The sequence below is a fragment of the Pseudodesulfovibrio portus genome (genome assembly GCF_026000375.1).
GTDB classification, from domain to species: Bacteria; Desulfobacterota; Desulfovibrionia; order Desulfovibrionales; family Desulfovibrionaceae; genus Pseudodesulfovibrio; species Pseudodesulfovibrio portus.
Genome location: NZ_AP026708.1, coordinates 2792427 through 2809649, shown reverse-complemented (window position 1 = coordinate 2809649; position 17223 = coordinate 2792427). Strand labels below are relative to the sequence as shown.

Below are 17223 nucleotides of genomic sequence, written 5' to 3'. Positions count from 1 at the left end.
CATGAAGAAAGGTTATTTCGGCGACTTCGGCGGGCAGTTCATCCCCGAGCTGCTCATGCCGCCGCTCATCGAGCTCGAGCAGGCCATGGAGACCATCCTCCCGTCCGAGGAGTTCCAGACGCGGTTTGCCCACATGCTCGAGGAAAACGTGGGCCGACCCTCGACCATCACGCACTGCCCCAACCTGTCCAAGGACCTGGGCCTGGACCTGTGGCTCAAGCGCGAGGACCTGAACCACTCGGGCGCGCACAAGATCAACAACTGCCTGGGCCAGGGACTGCTGGCCAAGATGATGGGCAAGGAAGTGCTCCTGGCCGAGACCGGCGCGGGCATGCACGGGGTGGCCACCACCGTGGCCGCGGCCATGCTCGACATGAAGGCGGTCATCTACATGGGCGCCACGGACATCGTGCGCCAGGCCCCCAACGTCAACCGCATGCGGCTCATGGGCGCGGAAATCGTGTCCGTCGAGTCCGGCACCAAGACCCTCAAGGACGCCATCAACGAAGCCCTCAGGCGCTGGATCGCGGACCAGGAGAACACCCACTACTGCTTCGGCACGGCTGCCGGGCCGCACCCGTTCCCCACCCTGGTGCGCGGATTCCAGCAGGTCATCTCCAAGGAGGCGCGGCGGCAGTTCATGGACCGCAACGACGGCAGCCTGCCGGACGTGGTCGTGGCCTGCGTGGGCGGCGGCTCCAACGCCATCGGCATGTTCCACCACTTCATCCCGGACGAGTCCGTCAGGATCGTGGGCGTTGAAGCGGCGGGCACCGGCGAGCCGGGCTGCTGCGACTCCGCTCCGCTCGACCACGGCACCAACGGCGTGCTGCACGGCATGGTCACCAAGCTGCTGCAGACCGACGAAGGCCAGATCCTGCCGTCCCATTCCGTGGCCCCCGGCCTGGACTACCCCGGCGTCGGCCCCGAGCACGCCCATCTCCAGGCCACCGGGCGGGTGAAATACACCACCATCAACGACGGCCAGGCGCTCAACGCCTTCAAGGCCCTGTCCCGGCGCGAGGGCATCATCCCGGCGCTCGAATCCTCCCACGCCGTGGCCTACGCCATCGAGAACAAGGCCGAACTGCAAGGCAGGTCCGTGCTCGTCTGCCTGTCCGGACGGGGAGACAAGGACCTCGGGATACTGGACCAAATTCTGTAAGGGGGAGCCTCCGGCGGCCGGGGGAAGGGGAGAGGGAAACCCTTTGAAAAGGGTTGTCCCTCTCCCCTTCCCCCGGACCCCCATCCCCTCTCCCTTCCTAAACTTTTTGTGTGCGCTTCGCGCAAGGGGCGCACAGGTGAGGTGAATACGATGAATCCGATGCAAATCAAGATAGAAGAGGCGAGGAAACAAGGCAAAGTGGGACTCATCCCCTTTCTGCCCGCAGGATTTCCCTCTCGCGAACAATTCTGGAAGGAATTGGAAGAACTGGACGCGGCGGGTGCCGGCGTCATCGAGATCGGCATGCCGTTCTCCGACCCCGTGGCCGACGGCCCGGTGGTGGAAAAGGCGTCGCTCAAATGCCTGGCCGACGGCATCAACCTGGCGTGGATATTCGACGGCCTCAAGGAGCGCAAGGGCCGGTTCAACGCGGCCCTGCTGCTCATGGGCTACCTCAACCCGGTCTACCAGTACGGGCTCGACAAGTTCGGCGCGGACTGCGAGGCCGCAGGCGTGTCCGGACTGATCATCGCGGACATGCCGTTCGAGGAGTCCGGCTTCGTCAAGGACGCCATCGAGCCGCACGGCGTGTCCCTGGTCCCCCTGGTCGGCCTGAACACCACCAGGGAACGCATGGCCCTGTATGCCGAAAACGCCCAGGGGTTCTGCTACTTCGTCTCGGTCCTCGGCACCACCGGCCAGCGCGAGTCCCTGCCCGCCAAGATCAAGGAAAAACTGGCCGAGGCCAAGGAAGTCTTCGACATCCCCATCGCGCTGGGCTTCGGCATCAAGCACCCGGACCAGCTCAAACAGTTCGAGGGCCTCATGGACGCCGCCGTGTTCGGCTCCGCCCTCATCACCCACATCGAAAACGGCAACACCAGCGACTCCTTCATGGAGCCGTGGAAGTAGGAATGCCTCCGGCGGCCGGGGGAAGGGGGAGAAAAACCCTTTGAAAAGGGTTGTTTCTCCCCCTTCCCCCGGACCCCCATCCCCCTCTTTTCCCAAACTTTTTATCGCCGCCTTCGGCGGGGATGACGTCATCTCCATTCAGGGAACGCGATCGCCTCACTAATCCATCCCCAATTATTCAATCTTATGGAGCGATTCGGATGCCGGCGGCATCCGACAGCGGCTCTCCTCCCCCGATGACGCGATTAGGAACAATTAATCATCTTTTTCTAATTTATGTTGGCACCAACTACAATATCCCCCATTGTCTAAGGCTCCAATTTTCTCTTCCCAGGGGATCTCAGCCGAACATAGTTTGCAATCCTCAATTACATATTCCTCTATCACTCGATTGTTGAATACCCACTTTTGTTTTTCACTCAATGACTCAACTCCCCGGTCAATTACCTGTCGTGTTATTCCTTGCGCGACATCTTCTCCATCTAAATAACCAAAGGCTAAAAGGTCTTTGAGAAAATCTTCTAACCCAAACTCAGAAGTATCCATAACACCCCCAAACTATAAAATAATGGATTTGATAAAATATAAGGTATAACAACTAAGCGTGGTTCACAAGCTTCAGCAACCCCCACGCTTGCCAAGCGCCCCTTGTTATTATACCTCAGCAGCACATGACTTCCCCGAAAGACAGCTACACGCCACAATACGATCTGATCGCCCTTGCGATCATCCTGGCCTCCTTTGCCGTCCGCTACTGGTTCGTCGCCTCCGGGCAGCTGAACCTGGTGCAGGACGAGGCCCAGTACTGGGATTGGATTCGCCGCCCGCAGCTTTCCTACTACTCCAAAGGGCCGCTCATCGCCTGGGTGATCGCCGCCTGGACGCAGGTCTTCGGCAACACCGAGCTGGGCGTGCGCTTCGGGTCGGTCATCGGCATGACCGGAATCCAGGCCGCCCTCTACGTGGGCGTGTCCCGGGTGTGGAAACGGCATTCCCTGGCCGTGTACGTGCTCTTCGTGGCCGCCACCATGCCGCTGCTGAACGGGCTGGGCGTGCTGGCCACCACCGACAACCCGCTCATCCTGTGCTGGACCGTGGCCTTCTTCGCCCTGTCCGCCGCCACCCGCAACGACCCCGACACAACGCCTTCCAACCGACCGTTCGTGATCCTGGCCGTGTGCATCGCCGTCGGCACCCTGGCCAAATACATGATGCTCGCCTTTATCGGCCTGGCCGTGATCCATTGCCTGATCCTGCACCTGCGCGGGCAGATGCCCCGCCGGTTCTGGGCCCGGTTCCTCCTGGCCTCGCTCGTCGGCACGGCCGTCGGCCTGGCCCCCATCGTGCTCTGGAACATGGACAACGACTGGGTGGCCTACAAGCACGTGGCAAAGCTTTCAAGCAGCGGTCCGGGCAAGCATTCGGGCATCCGCTTCCTGCCGTTCCTGGAAATGCTCGGCGCGCAGATCGGCCTGTTCGCCCCATGGTGGTTCCTGTTCGCCATGACCGGATCGTGGGCCGCCTTCAGGAAATCCTGGATCGGCCCGGTGGGAAGATTCGACGCGGCCTATCGCCACGGCCTCCAGGCGCTCCTCTATTTCTGGCCCCTGTGGGGCATCATCACCTTCAAGGCCATCTTCTCCAAGGTCGAGGCCAACTGGACCGCCGCCGCATTCATGGCCGGGGCGCTCCTGGGCGGCATGGCCCTCAAGGGATGGTGGGAATCCCCGCAGCGAAAGTTTCGCGGCCGGGCCATCCTTGCCGGTCTGGCCATGCTGCTCATGGCAATGACCTTCCTCTCCCCCCTGGCCCCGGTCCCTGACAACCTGAACCCGACCCACCGGCTCAAGGGGTGGACAGACCTGGGCCGACAGGTTGACCGGCTCAAACAGACCGAATTCCTCGACCCGGACAAGGTCTTCGTCTTCTCGGACAACTACGGCATCACCTCGGAACTCGCCTTCTACGTGCCCGGCCAGCCCATCACCTATTGCTCGTGGACGGAAATGCGGCGCATGAACCAGTACGACCTTTGGCCCGATCCGGGACAGGAGCGGGTCGGCTGGGACGCGGTCATGATCCGGGCCCGCGACGAGGAAGGCACTCCCACCGCGCTGGCCAGCATGTTCGAATCGGTGTCCGAGCCCATGGACTACCAGACCACGTTCAAGGGCGGACCGGGCCGCCGGTTCACCGTCATCCTGTGCAAGGGCTTCACCGGCGCCTGGCCCCGACTCGGACTCGGCAAATATTAGATCCCTCCGCATGAATCCACTTTCCGTGGACCATCATTGTCGACCTCGATGGGCGGAATCTATTTTTAGTAGATTTCACCCGCGCATTTCATAACAACCTGTGATTGCGCGATCTTTGCCCCCCAAGGGCTGTGGCGCTTTTTTCACCATGCCCGGATTTCTGGCAGGATTCTTGCTCAATTCCAACCGGGACCGACAGGGTGGAACCGGAACCTCAAAGCACGGGACAAGGGCGTATGTTCAAACTGAAACTGGCAATCATCTGTTGCATCATCTTCCTGCTGCCGGGATGCGCCATGGTGCCCTTCGGCCTCGGGCTCATTCCCGGTGCGCCATCCTATGTCTCGTCCCTCATCGGCGGCGGACAGACCATGTACGAAACCGCCATGGACGAGCGAAGCACGGAACAGCAGATGCTGGACGCCATCATCGCGGGGCACGCCCAGGCCGAGCTGTACAAGAACAAGGAAATCCGGGCCAGCCAGATCACCACCCATTGCTATTTCGGCAGGCTCTACCTGGTGGGCGAATACGACTCCCAGGAGCAGCTCAGGACCATCTACGAATGCGTAGACAAGGTGGAAAACAAGCGCGGCGTGGTCAGCCGCCTCTATCTCAAGGATGAGGGGGAGGAACACGACTTTCTCACCGAACAGGCCCAATACGCGGAGCTGCGCGCCCAGCTGATGGCCGACTTCGAGGTCACCAGCTCACCCATCGAGGTGGAGATCGTCCAGAACGACATCATCCTGCTCGGCGTCATCGCCGACAAGGAGGAGCGCGACCGCATCATGGCCCACGCCCTGTCCATGGACAACGTCAACCGGGTCATATCCTACCTCTACCACCAGGAAAACGGCGGCCCCGAGCCGCACATCATGACGGCCCAGCTGCCCCCCCGGTCGATGCCCGATGTTCCCGAACCCCCGATCAGAAAAAACAAACGCCAATCCAGGCCCAAGGTCACTGTCATGCCGCAACCGCGCGGTCCGGTGCTCGTGGTCACCAACCCCGACAGGGGGCGGTAGCCCGCTCTCCCCCCGCACCCGACCTTGGCCACCCTCCAAGTGAAGGCCGTCCGCAGCGTGCGGGCGGCCTTCACTTGTCCTGTGGAAAAGGATGTTCTCATGACAATATTGTGATATCCTGAGACCAACCAGAGGAGGACCCATGGATTTCGATCTGCGGGAATTCGTCCACCGCCACCAGCCCAACTTCCCGATCCGCCGAATCGGGCGGCTGGTCACGGATACCACCGACTTCACGTCCATCGGGTACGGCGATGTCATCCGCCTCGGCGACGTCCACTACCTGGTGCTCAGGGACGAGGCCGAGCGGAGGTTCAGCATCGAGGACTTCAAGTTCTGGGTCAAGCGGTGCACGACCCTTGAGACCCGACAGCCCGCCATCCTCAAGCTCGTCTTTCACGAGGAGTTCACCCAGCGCATCGGCCCCCTGTCCATCCGCAGCTTCCGGAGCGAGACCAAGGAGGCCCGCATCCTCGACCTGGTCAGGGACGATCCCCGGTTCATGCAGGGATTCTCCCTCAGGGACGAGGCAGGGAACCTGGTCAGGGTCCTGGACATCATCCGGGGCAAGCGGCTGGACATGGCCATCTACAACCTGCCCGGAACGCACCGCGAATACTTCGACACCGACCTGTACGCCATGCTCGTGCGTTTCATCTCCGCCTGCGAGGCCATCAAGTTCCTCCATGACAACGGCGAACGCCACGGCGATGTCCGACGCGACCATCTCTGGCTGGAGTCGGGCACGGGCACGGCCCGCTGGATCGACTTCGACTACGCCTACGAGGCGCACGCCAACCCCTACGCCCTGGACCTGTTCGGCCTGGGCAACGTCCTGCTCTTCATCACGGGCAAGCAGATATTCACGCCCAGGGAATTTGCGCACATGGACGGGGCGGACAGGATCGTCGAGGACGACCACTCCCTCATCTTCCGGAACCGCCTGGTGAACCTGCGGCGGCTGTTCCCGTATATCCCGGAGGAACTGAACCGGGTGCTCATGCACTTCGCCGCCGGAAGCGAAGTCTTCTACGAAACCGTGGACGAATTCCTGACGGACCTGCGCCCCTGTCTCGATCTCGTGCCCCAACCAAAGGAGGAAGCATGAACTTCAAGAAAATCCTGCTGGCCGTCGACGCGAGCGACAACGCCATGCGCGCCGTGGAATACGTCGGGGACATCGCCGGCGACTGCGCCGGGTTCTCCGTGGAGCTTTTGTGCATCGAGCGGCTGCCCCACCGCGACCTCTACCCGGACGAGGAGGCCTGGAAAAAGGCCTGCGAAGCCACGCGCACCGAATTGCGGAAATTCCTCAACAGGGCAAGGGACCATCTGGTGGGCATGGGCGTTTCCCTGGACAGGCTGACCGAGCAATACGTGACCAGTTGCGCCTCCCCCTTTGACGAACCGGGCCCGGCCTGCAGCCAGGGAACGGGCACGGCCCAGGAAATCCTCAACGCGCTGGATGCGGGCGGGTTCGGCACCGTGGTGGTGGGCCGCCGGGGCGTGTCCAAGGCCGAGGAGTTCCTGTTCGGGTCGGTGTCCAACAAGATCATCCACTCGGTCAAGAACAGCACTGTCTGGGTGGTCGCCTGACGCGCGGAGGCCGCAATGGAGACGGTTCGCGGGCTGATAAATCGGTTACGGCCCGGCCTGCATGTCCGGGCCTGCGGCCGGGTGGTCACGGACACCACGGAATTCATGTCCATCGGCCCCGGCGACGTCATCAGGGTCGGCGGCCGCCACTTCCTGGTGCACCGGGACGCGGTGGAGCGCGGCTATGCCTACAAGGACAACAAGTTCTGGGTCAAAAAGTGCATGGAACTGGAGACCGGCGAGGCCAAGCTGCTCAAGCTCGTCTTCCTCGAGAGCTTCCACCTCTCATACGGGTGCGTGAAGATCCGGTGCTACCGCAGCCCGCAGAAGGAGGCGCGCATGCTCGACCTGGTGCGCGGGGACACCCGGTTCATGCAGGGCAGGACCGCGCCCGACGCGGCGGGCAACCCGGTGCGGATCATCGACATCATCTCCGGCAAGCGCATCGACCTCGTTACCGCCGCCATCAAGGCGGACCACGAGACATACTTCCGCGAACACTTCCCCGGCATCCTGCACGGATTCATCAAGGCATGCGAGGCCATCGGCCACCTCCACGACCAGGGGGAACAGCACGGCGACATCAGCCTCGACCACCTCATGCGGGAACACGGGACCGGGGCGTTGCGCTGGATCGACTTCGACTACGCCTATGAGACCCGGGCCAACCCGTTCGCCCTGGACCTGTTCGGCCTGGGCCGCATGCTGGCCTGCATCACCGGCAAATGGGTGCACACGCTCCACACCCTCGGCGACTTCGGCCTGGACCCGGCAACGGCACGCCTTGAAGCGGGCGACTTTTCCTGCGTCCACAAAAACGAAATCATGAATCTGCGGAAGCTCTTCCCCTACGTGCCCGAAAGCCTCAACAGGGTGCTGCTCCACTTCGCGGAAAGCGCGGAGATCGGCTACGACTCGGTGGCCGAATTCGTCGGGGACATGCGGGACGCGGTCAGCCCATCCACCAGCGCATGATCTCGCGGCCGTAGAGCAGGTAGAGCATACAGCCCAGGCTGAGGAACGGACCGTAGGGCACGCGGCCCCGGATGCCGCCCTCGCCGGGGCGGATCATGTAGTAGACGGCTCCCCCGGCCCCGGTCACGGCGCTGACGAGGATGGTCAGGGGCAGCCCATGAAGGCCGACCATGGCCCCGATCATGGCCATGAGCTTGACGTCGCCGGTGCCCAGCCCCTCCTCCTTGCGCCACAGCCGGTACAGCTGCTGCAGCAACCAGAACAGTCCCGCGCCCAGCACGGCCCCGAGGCAGGCGTCCTGCCAGGTCGGCCCCTTGTCGAGCACGAAACCGGCGGCCAGGGCCAGCCCCGTGCCCCCGAGGGTGATGCGGTCCGGGAGCAGGAAGGTCTCGAAGTCGATGAAACTGCCGGCAATGAGCATGGTGCCGAGCACCAGGTACACCGCCCACTCCGGGGACATGCCGAACTTGTGGGCCGTTGCCAGGGCCCAGGCCAGGCAGGAGAGTTCCACCAGCAGGTATTGCGGGCCGATGGATGCGCCGCAATGGCGGCACCGCCCCTTGAGCAGGATGAAGCCGAGCACGGGGATGGTGTCGAGCCAGCCGAGCTTTTTCTCGCATGAGGGACAGCGGGAACGACCGGGCCTGAGAATGGGCTGCTCGTCGATCCACCGCTGGATGAAGATGGTGGACAGGCCGCCCAGTTCCAGGCCGATGACACCGGCGGCGAAGTAGAATGCCCACAGGGGGATGGCGTCCATGTTCCGTCCTTGCTACTTGAAGAATCGACGTTTTTCCTGCATGAATACCGCTTGAGCGCGGCACCCGTGACGCTACCGGATTTCACCGGGCCGCACAAGGGAGCCGCCTTGCCATCATTCACACAGAGGGAGCCGTCCATGGACCACCGTTTCATTCCGAATCTGACCGAGGAACAGATCGCCGACATCCAGCTCGAAGGCCTGAAGTGGACCGCGCAGCACGTCTATGCCGCCAGCCCGTTCTACAAGGCCAGGTGGCAGGAAACCGGCGTGGAACCCGGCGACGTCAAGACCCTGGACGACCTCCGCAAGCTCCCCTTCACCACCGCCGAAGACCTCAAGGACGGGTATCCCATGCCCCTGCTCTCGGTGCCCGAGGCGGACGTGGTCCGCATCCACGGCTCCAGCGGCACCACGGGAAAGCGCAAGATCCTGGCCTACACCCAAAACGACATCGACGTCTGGAAAGACATGTTCGCCCGATGCTACGAGATGGCCGGGCTGACCGTGGAAGACCGCGTGCAGATTTGCGTGGGCTACGGCTTGTGGACCGCCGGGGCGGGCTTCCAGCTGGGCTGTGAACGGTTCGGGGCCATGGCCCTGCCCGTGGGTCCCGGCCTGCTGGAAATCCAGCTCCAGATGCTCACCGACCTCAAGTCCACCTGCATCTGCTCCACGGCCTCCATGGCCCTGCTCATGGGCGAGGAAGTCCAGAAACAGGGGCTGACCGACAAGATCGCGCTGAAAAAGGCGATCTTCGGCTCCGAGACCCACACCCCCAAGATGCGCCGCCAGTTCGAGGAGGCCCTGGGCCTGGAGGACAGCTTCGACATCATCGGCATGACCGAGCTGTACGGCCCGGGCACCGGCCTGGAATGCGCGGCCCACGACGGCATCCACTACTGGGCGGACCTGTATATCGTGGAGATCCTCGACCCCGAGACCGGCGAGCCCGTGGCTCCGGGCGAAACGGGCGAGATGGTGGTCACCTCGCTCAGGAAGGAGGCCTCCCCGCTCATCCGCTACCGCACCCACGACCTGACCCGCATCCTGCCCGGCGACTGCGCCTGCGGCGTGACCATGCCGCGCATAGACAAGATCCAGGGCCGGTCCGACGACATGTTCATCTTCCGGGGCGTCAACATCTACCCCGGCCAGATCGGGTCCGTGCTGGAAGGGTTCAACGACCTGTCTGCGGAATACAAGATCACCCTGACCCGCAGGGGCGGCCTGGACCACATGGCCGTGCAGGTGGAGCGCGCCCCCGGCTCGACCGCCTCTCTCGACGAGAGCCTGGCCCAGGGGCTGGCCTCGGAAATCCGCAAGCACATCCTGGTCCGGTCCGAGGTCGAGATTCTCGGCCCCGGCGAACTGCCTCGCAGCTTCTCCAAGACCAAGCGCGTGCAGGACGACCGCGGCGAAGAGTAACCGGAGGAATCCATGCCCAGCCTGTCCGATACCCCGGCCCGCCACGTGGTCATCGACCGGCGCGAGGGACACTACATCGCCTTCCCGGACGTGATCCGGGCCGCAGGCGACCGGCTGGTGGTCGCCTACAACGAGATGAACGAGCACGTGCGGCCCGACCGCCGCGTGGTGGTGGTCAGGACCAGCGACGACCATGGCCGCACCTGGTCGCCCCCCGTCTATCCCGACTCGCCGTCCAGCCACTGCCCCCGGCTGCTCCGCCTTGCCGACGGCAGGCTGCTGATCTCGGACAGCTCCCGCATATTTCACACCAGCTCCGACAACGGCGACACCTGGACACCCATGCGGCCCTCCGGCCTGTCCCACGACATGCACGACCGCGTCCTGATCCTGGACGACGGCTCCTGGCTGACCGCCGGGCACCGGCACGTGGGAGAGGAACATCCGGCCATCCGCCAGCCTCCCACCGAACAGGTGGTGTTCCGCTCCACGGACCGGGGCGCGACCTGGAAACGCATCTCCGTGCTGGCCGCCCACCGCAACCTGACGCTGTGCGAGGCGTCCATGGTCCGGCTGCCGGACGGCCGCATCATGGCCCTGATGCGCGAAAACAGCTTCGTGTTCGAGCCCATGTACGCCTGTTTCAGCCGGGACGGCGGGCTCACCTGGTCCGACCCCGCGCCCACGTCGCTCATCGGCCACCGGCCGACCATGGGCCTGCTCGCCGACGGCAACCTCCTGGTCACCTACCGCAACACCGGCCCGGACTGGGGCACCTGTGCCTGGTCCGGCACGGCGGAGGAACTGCTGTCCGGTTTCCGGGTCCACGGCAGGAGTGCCGACCCCGGCAACCCGACCTTCACCGAAGACGGCATGCGGGTGCGCAACGAGGCGGGAAACGCGTCCGTGGTGCGCTATGCCCTGCGCCCCATGACCGACCCGCGCACGGCCACTCTTTGCTTCGAGACGACCGTCCGCGTGGACAGGGCGGACGCAAACGGCTGCGCCATCCGCGTGGGAGTGTGGTGGCGGCTGTATCCCGACGCCGTGGTGCCGGACGTGGAGGACGCAAAACCGATTTCACTTGAGCCGGGCCGCTTCAACCGCATCAAACTCGAGTACGCGGACGGCGAAGTGGCCCTGTCCGTCAACGGGGCACGCCGGGCGCTGGTCCGGGTCGAACCCGACCATGCAGAGACCCGACCCGTCATGTTCGGCGCGCCCTACCCCTTTGAGGACAACGCGGTGGACTGCACCTGGCAGCGGGCCGACCTGGCCGTCAATGAGCCCGCCTACGGCAGAAACTATTCGTGGTCGTGGCGGGCACAGGACGGGCCGCCCGACCAATGGATGCGCGACACTATCCTTGAACTGCGCAACGACCGCCACGCGGCGGCCCCGGACTTCGGCTATTCGGGCTGGTGCGAAACGGGTGACGGGCGACTGTTTTGTGCTTATCATCATGGAAACGGCACTGAACGCGGCTACGAACCGCTCAAGACGGCCCATGTGGCCGGAACCTGGTTCACCCCGGACGACTTCAAACAGGGAGGCCCCCATGGAACGCGCTGACATCGAACGGATTTTCGAGGCCTATTTCGAAAAATACAAGAAGACGGAAGGCGACCGCACGGCCTGGTCCGCCTACTGGACGGACATGACGCCCAACGGGGTGCTGGAGCTGAACCTGACCAAATGCCCCAGAGGCACGGTGTTCAAAATTTTCGTGGACAAGAAGAAGGCGGCAGAGGTCATCGGCTGGGACGCTTTCTTCGAAACCATGGAGCAGGTGGCGGCGGACCACCCCGGCCTGTACGCCCCGGACACGCTCTTTGCGGACATGGAAACCGCTATCTAGGAGCCTTTCCTGGCAAATATTTTTCCCTTGACTGGTATCCCCTCTCCGCGTAAGGGGCTTTACTACGGGAGTCGGTGGCGCTCACGGGAGCGCACCAGGATTTTTCCAGGCATCGCCGACGGTTGGTGGAATGAATTACAGGTTGTGAGTGCGTCCGTACGCGACTTTTCCTTGGAATCTTTCACCTGGCAATATCCGCCGTTACATTTTCATTCGCTTTTGGAGTTGAGTACGACATGTCCAAGAACATTTATGTGGGCAACCTGCCCTGGAGTGCCACCGAAGATGACGTCCGCGCTGCTTTCGCCGAATACGGCGAAGTCGTTTCCGTCAAACTGATCAACGACCGCGAAACCGGCCGCCCCCGCGGCTTCGGCTTTGTTGAAATGGAAGACCAGGGTGCGCTTGCCGCCATCGAAGCCCTGGACGGCACCGATTTCGGCGGCCGCAACATCAAGGTCAACGAGGCTCGGCCCCGTCCCGAACGCCCGCGTTGGTAGACATTGACATAGACGTCGATGCACGACACTATGAGCCCGCCCTGAGCAGGGGCGGGCTTTTCCCGTCGTTCAACTTTCAAAAAGGATTACTAGATGGCTAAAGAAGAAGGCATTGTCGTTCAAGGCACCGTTGAAGAAGCGTTGCCCAACGCCATGTTCCGCGTGGAACTCGAGAACGGTCACACCGTACTCGCCCATATTTCCGGCAAGATGCGCAAATTCCGCATCCGTGTCATGCCCGGCGACACCGTCACCGTGGAGCTCTCTCCCTACGACCTGACACGAGGCCGTATCACTTTCCGCCCCCGCTAGGCACTCACGGAGACCGGAGGAAGGGGAAGCGGAAAGAGTTTCCCACCCCTTTCCCCTCCCCCTTCCTCCGGCCCCGCTTGAGCCACTTCCCGCCCGGTGTGCCCCGTATCAACGGACGCAGCTTCTTCATTAATATCATTGCTGAAAGTATTTTTTCCTTGCTATAAGGGATGTATCTTCGTGCGATGGCAGAAAATGAAAGACAAGCAACGGCAGACAAAAACGGGACCCCGGGCGGACGGAACCGCCCCGTGTCCCAATGAAAACGAGTATCGCGCCCTGTTTGAGAATACGGGCACGGCCATGGCCACCGTGGACGAGGACTCGGTCATACTGCGTTGCAACACGCAATTCTCCAAACTCGCGGCCTGTCCCATCGAGGACATCGCCGGCAAGATGAAGTGGTCGGACTTCGTCGATGCCGAAGACCTGCGCCGCATGAAAACCTATTTTCGGCAACGGACACAGGCAGGGGGCCAGCCCCCGGACAATTACACGTTCACGTTTCTCGCCTGCGACAACGTCCGCAAGACGGTCCATGTCTTCGTCCGCCTGAACCCGGAAAGCGGGGAACGGATATGCTCGCTCATCGACGTCACGGACCGCGAGGAGACCCTGGAGGCCCTGCGCAAGAGCGAAGAGCGTTATGCGCTTGTGGCCAAAGGGGCCAACGACGGATTCTGGGACTGGGACCTGACCACGAACGCGGTCTGGTACTCCCAGCGGTACAAGGCGATCCTCGGCTATTCGGACGAGGAGTTCCCGAACCTGCCGGAATCGTGGATCAACGCCATACACCCGGATGACTATGGCCGGGCCCTCGACGCCAACAGCCAGTGCCTGGAAGGCAAGGTGGATCAATTCGAGGTGGAGTACAGGATGCTCCACAAGGACGGCTCGGTTCGCTGGATTCTCGGCAGGGGCGCCAGCGTGCGCGACAAAGACGGCAAGGTGCATCGCATGGCGGGCACCCACACCGACATCACCGCCAGAAAATTCAACGAGCGCACCACCAACGCCCTCTACGCCATCTCTTCGGCCATCAGCACCACCCGCGACCCGCGCGAACTGTATGAACACATCCACCGCATCATCGATGAAGCCATCGACGCGGACAATTTCTTCATCACCCTCCTGAACGAGGAGACCGATTCCCTGGAATTCGTGTATTTCTCCGACGAAAAGGACGACTACTACACCATCCCCGACGTCAGCGATCCCTCCCGGAACAGCCTGTCCATCCACGTCTTCCGCACAGGCGTGCCCCTGCTGCTTTCGGCCGCCTCCCCCCGGGACATGCAGCACATGGAGCAGATCGGCATCATCGGCACCCTCCCCGCGTCATGGCTGGGCGTGCCCCTGCGGCTGCGGGGCGTAATCATGGGAGCCATGGCCGTGCAGGACTACCAAAACCCCCGCCAGTACTCCGAGGCGGACGTGACCTTCATGACCGCTGTTTCGGAGCAGGTGGCCCTGGCCATCGAACGCAAGCTGAATGAGGAAGAGCTGGAACTCAAGGTCGACATGCGGACCCGCGAACTCCGCAAAAAGGCCGCCGAGCTGGAGGAAGCCAACGCCCGCCTCCTGGAGCTGGGCCAGGTCAAGTCGTCCCTGGTCTCGTCCGTGTCCCACGAGCTGCGGACCCCGCTGACGTCCATCCGGGGCTTCGCCAAGCTGTGCTCCAAGGACTTCCTCCGCTATTTCGGCATACTGGCCGACAGCCCCAAGCTGAAGAACAAGGCGGACCGCATCCGGAACAACCTGGAAATCATCGACATGGAAGGCGAACGGCTGACCCGCCTGATCAACGATTTCCTGGACATCAGCCGCATCGAGTCGGGCAAGGCGTCATGGCATGACCGCCTCATCGATCCGTGCGAAATCATCAGGCAGGCGGTCTCGGCCGCTTCGGGCAGCTTCGCGGCCAACCCCGAGATCAGGTTGGAGATCAATCTGCCCGACACCTGCAAGCCCATCCACGCAGACCCGGACAAGATACAGCAGGTGGTCATCAACCTCCTGAACAACGCCTACAAATTCACCCGAAAAGGCTCGGTCACCATCTCCCTCACGGAAGCCCGGGGGGCCATGACCGCATCGATTCTCGACACCGGGTCCGGCGTTCCCCCGGCGGACCTGCCCCATCTGTTCGAAAAATTTCACAAGTCCGTCTGCGGCGACACCGTCACCGACGAGAACAAGGGAACCGGCCTCGGGCTCGCCATCTGCAAGGAAATCGTCGAGCACTACGGCGGCAACATCTGGGTGGAGTCCACCGAGGGCCATGGCAGCTGCTTCTCCTTCTCGCTGCCCACGATCTGGAGCTAAAGCGCGTCCATGGGGGCCGCCCCTGCGGGGTCGCGCCGATGCGGCGCGCTCCGAATCCGCTGTCCTGCGGATTCGGCGAACACGAGGTACAAAAAACCCGCTCTCGGGGGAGAGCGGGTTATCGTCTGAGTGGTGCCCCCAGCGCGATTGACGGCCCCCGTCCATGGGGGCCGCCCCTGCGGGGTCGCGCCGATGCGGCGCGCTCCGAATCCGCTGTCCTGCGGATTCGGCGAACACGAGGTACAAAAAACCCGCTCTCGGGGGAGAGCGGGTTATCGTCTGAGTGGTGCCCCCAGCGCGATTGACGGCCCCCGTCCATGGGGGCCGCCCCTGCGGGGTCGCGCCGATGCGGCGCGCTCCGAATCCGCTGTCCTGCGGATTCGGCGAACACGAGGTACAAAAAACCCGCTCTCGGGGGAGAGCGGGTTATCGTCTGAGTGGTGCCCCCAGCGCGATTCGAACACGCGGCACCTGGATTAGGAATCCAGCGCTCTATCCAACTGAGCTATGGGGGCACGGGGAATTTCTCCTAGCCGACCGGTGGCGAAAAGGCAAGCGTTTCATGGATTGCAACGAATGTTGCGTGCAATTTGATTCACACTATTTACAAGTGGAAAAAAAGGGCTATATTTCCAAAATGCGGCTCAAGCCGCCATCCTGTTTTCCGCATCCTTAGTTTTGGAGGATATATGATTCGCAAAATCAAAATACTCACCATCGCCTTTGCCATGGTCATGGTCGTGCCGCTCGCCGCCAGGGCCAACGGTCTGCCCGTGTTCACGGAACTGGCCGCCACGGCGGGAAAGGCCGTGGCCTTCATCTCCACGGAGAAGACCGCCACGGGCGACCCGGGACGTCAGTTCCGCCAGCAGGTGCCCGAAGGACACCCCTTCCGTGAATTTTTCGAGCAGTTCGACCAGTTCTTCGGCCAGCAGGGACAGCAGCCGCGCATCCAGCGCGGACAGGGTTCCGGCTTCATCATCTCCTCCGACGGCCTGATCGTCACCAACAACCACGTCATCGACGGCGCGGACAAGGTGACCGTCAAGTTCCAGGACGACAAGAAGGAATACGTGGCCGAGGTGGTCGGCGCGGACAAGGAAACCGACCTGGCGGTCATCAGGATCAAGGCCGATCATCCCCTGCCCACCCTGAAATTCGGCGACTCCGACGCCCTCCAGGTGGGCGAGTGGGTCGTGGCCATCGGCAACCCTTACGGGTTGGACAACACCGTGACCGCAGGCATCATCTCGGCCAAGCACCGCATCATCGGCGCGGGGCCGTTCGACAACTTCCTGCAGACCGACGCCTCCATCAACCCCGGCAACTCCGGCGGTCCCCTGCTCAACATGCAGGGCGAGGTCATCGGCATCAACACGGCCATCAACGCGGCTGCCGAAAACATCGGCTTCGCCATCCCCAGCTCCCAGGCCGCCAACGTCATCGACCAGCTCAAGCAGGGCAAGACCCCGCAGCGCGGCTGGCTCGGCGTGACCATCCAGCGCGTGTCCGAAACCCAGGCCAAGGCCCTTGGCCTGCCCGAGCCCACCGGCGCCCTCGTGGCCTCCGTCGGCAAGGGGCACCCGGCCGACAAGGGCGGGGTCAAGCAGGGCGACGTCATCCTTCAGGTCAACGGCAAGAAGGTGGACGACAACAACGACCTGCTCAAGAAGATCGCGGGCCTGGCTCCCGGCGACAAGGCGAACCTGGTTTTGTGGCGCAACGGCAAGCGGGTGAAGAAGACCGTCATCCTCGGCCAGCGCGGCGACAAGACCCTCGCCTCCATGATTCCCAACGGCAAGGACAAGCTCGCCACCGACACCGTGCTCGGCATGGAACTCTCCCCGATCACCGAACAGGAGGCCCAGGCCCTCGGGCTGGAAAAGGCCTACGGCCTGCTCGTGGTCTCCGTGGACCAGACCACCCCGGCCGGCAAGGAAGGCATCCGCCAGGGCGACGTCATCGTCCAGGCCAACCAGCAGGACGTGAACTCCGTGGACGAATTGAAGGGCGTGATCGAACGCGACAAGAAACGCGGCGCGGTCATGCTCCTGATCAAACGCCAGGGCCAGAACAGCTTCGTGGCCCTGCCGCTGGACAAATAAC

The 17223-nt window shown here is 63.0% G+C and carries 16 protein-coding genes and 1 tRNA gene; 14 read left to right on the top strand and 3 right to left on the bottom strand.

The features are described from left to right. Position 1 precedes the first annotated feature (1 nt). Together trpB and trpA are read left to right on the top strand one after the other, a co-directional pair. Positions 2 to 1165, top strand: a complete 1164-nt coding sequence (gene trpB, locus OO730_RS13390) for a tryptophan synthase subunit beta (protein WP_264981977.1) — start codon at positions 2 to 4, stop codon at positions 1163 to 1165. Between the two features lie 150 nt (positions 1166 to 1315). Continuing rightward, on the top strand, positions 1316 to 2077 hold the full coding sequence (gene trpA / locus OO730_RS13385; RefSeq protein ID WP_264981976.1) for a tryptophan synthase subunit alpha: 762 nt from the start codon (positions 1316 to 1318) through the stop codon (positions 2075 to 2077). A 255-nt stretch (positions 2078 to 2332) separates the two neighbouring features. Here trpA and OO730_RS13380 read toward each other — a convergent pair whose 3' ends face one another. Then, positions 2333 to 2623 carry a hypothetical protein gene (locus OO730_RS13380; protein ID WP_264981975.1) on the bottom strand — a complete coding sequence of 97 codons (291 nt, stop codon included), beginning with the start codon at positions 2621 to 2623 and terminating at the stop codon, positions 2333 to 2335. A 125-nt stretch (positions 2624 to 2748) separates the two neighbouring features. Here OO730_RS13380 and OO730_RS13375 point away from each other — a divergent pair, with 125 nt between their 5' ends. From OO730_RS13375 to OO730_RS13355, 5 genes are all read left to right on the top strand, one after another. Continuing rightward, positions 2749 to 4332, top strand: a complete 1584-nt coding sequence (locus OO730_RS13375; protein WP_264981974.1) for an ArnT family glycosyltransferase — start codon at positions 2749 to 2751, stop codon at positions 4330 to 4332. 236 nt (positions 4333 to 4568) lie between these two features. Next, a complete protein-coding gene (locus tag OO730_RS13370) occupies positions 4569 to 5360 on the top strand; it encodes a BON domain-containing protein (RefSeq protein WP_264981973.1) in 792 nt (263 codons plus the stop codon). Between the two features lie 142 nt (positions 5361 to 5502). After that, positions 5503 to 6468, top strand: coding sequence for a protein kinase family protein (locus tag OO730_RS13365; RefSeq protein WP_264981972.1), 966 nt, complete (start codon positions 5503 to 5505; stop codon positions 6466 to 6468). Next, positions 6465 to 6956, top strand: a complete 492-nt coding sequence (locus OO730_RS13360) for a universal stress protein (RefSeq protein WP_264981971.1) — start codon at positions 6465 to 6467, stop codon at positions 6954 to 6956. Before OO730_RS13365 ends, OO730_RS13360 begins: the two co-directional genes overlap by 4 nt. Before the next feature lie 15 nt (positions 6957 to 6971). Continuing rightward, positions 6972 to 7931: a serine/threonine protein kinase gene (locus OO730_RS13355; protein ID WP_264981970.1), complete on the top strand. Its 960-nt coding sequence runs from the start codon at positions 6972 to 6974 to the stop codon at positions 7929 to 7931. Here OO730_RS13355 and OO730_RS13350 read toward each other — a convergent pair. After that, positions 7909 to 8691, bottom strand: a complete 783-nt coding sequence (locus OO730_RS13350) for a prepilin peptidase (protein ID WP_264981969.1) — start codon at positions 8689 to 8691, stop codon at positions 7909 to 7911. The two genes, OO730_RS13355 and OO730_RS13350, sit on opposite strands and share 23 nt — an antisense overlap. A 138-nt stretch (positions 8692 to 8829) precedes the next feature. On the opposite strand from OO730_RS13350, the gene OO730_RS13345 reads away from it, so the two are divergent. From OO730_RS13345 to OO730_RS13320, 6 genes are all read left to right on the top strand, one after another. Then, positions 8830 to 10119, top strand: a complete 1290-nt coding sequence (locus tag OO730_RS13345; protein WP_264981968.1) for a phenylacetate--CoA ligase family protein — start codon at positions 8830 to 8832, stop codon at positions 10117 to 10119. A gap of 12 nt (positions 10120 to 10131) precedes the next feature. Beyond that, positions 10132 to 11691, top strand: coding sequence for an exo-alpha-sialidase (locus OO730_RS13340; protein WP_264981966.1), 1560 nt, complete (start codon positions 10132 to 10134; stop codon positions 11689 to 11691). Then, positions 11678 to 11977, top strand: a complete 300-nt coding sequence (locus tag OO730_RS13335) for a hypothetical protein (protein ID WP_264981965.1) — start codon at positions 11678 to 11680, stop codon at positions 11975 to 11977. The genes OO730_RS13340 and OO730_RS13335 overlap by 14 nt, the downstream gene beginning before the upstream one ends. Before the next feature lie 236 nt (positions 11978 to 12213). After that, entirely contained in the window at positions 12214 to 12477 is a 264-nt protein-coding gene (locus OO730_RS13330) for an RNA recognition motif domain-containing protein (protein ID WP_264981964.1), read from the top strand. 93 nt (positions 12478 to 12570) lie between these two features. Next, positions 12571 to 12789 carry a translation initiation factor IF-1 gene (gene infA, locus OO730_RS13325; protein WP_163810014.1) on the top strand — a complete coding sequence of 73 codons (219 nt, stop codon included), beginning with the start codon at positions 12571 to 12573 and terminating at the stop codon, positions 12787 to 12789. A 195-nt stretch (positions 12790 to 12984) separates the two neighbouring features. After that, complete coding sequence (locus OO730_RS13320) at positions 12985 to 15117, top strand: ATP-binding protein (protein WP_264981963.1); 2133 nt, start codon at positions 12985 to 12987, stop codon at positions 15115 to 15117. Between the two features lie 438 nt (positions 15118 to 15555). Here OO730_RS13320 and OO730_RS13315 read toward each other — a convergent pair. Then, a tRNA-Arg gene (locus OO730_RS13315) sits at positions 15556 to 15632 on the bottom strand. A gap of 174 nt (positions 15633 to 15806) precedes the next feature. Here OO730_RS13315 and OO730_RS13310 point away from each other — a divergent pair. Next, positions 15807 to 17222: a Do family serine endopeptidase gene (locus OO730_RS13310; protein WP_264981962.1), complete on the top strand. Its 1416-nt coding sequence runs from the start codon at positions 15807 to 15809 to the stop codon at positions 17220 to 17222. Position 17223: the final 1 nt, after the last annotated feature.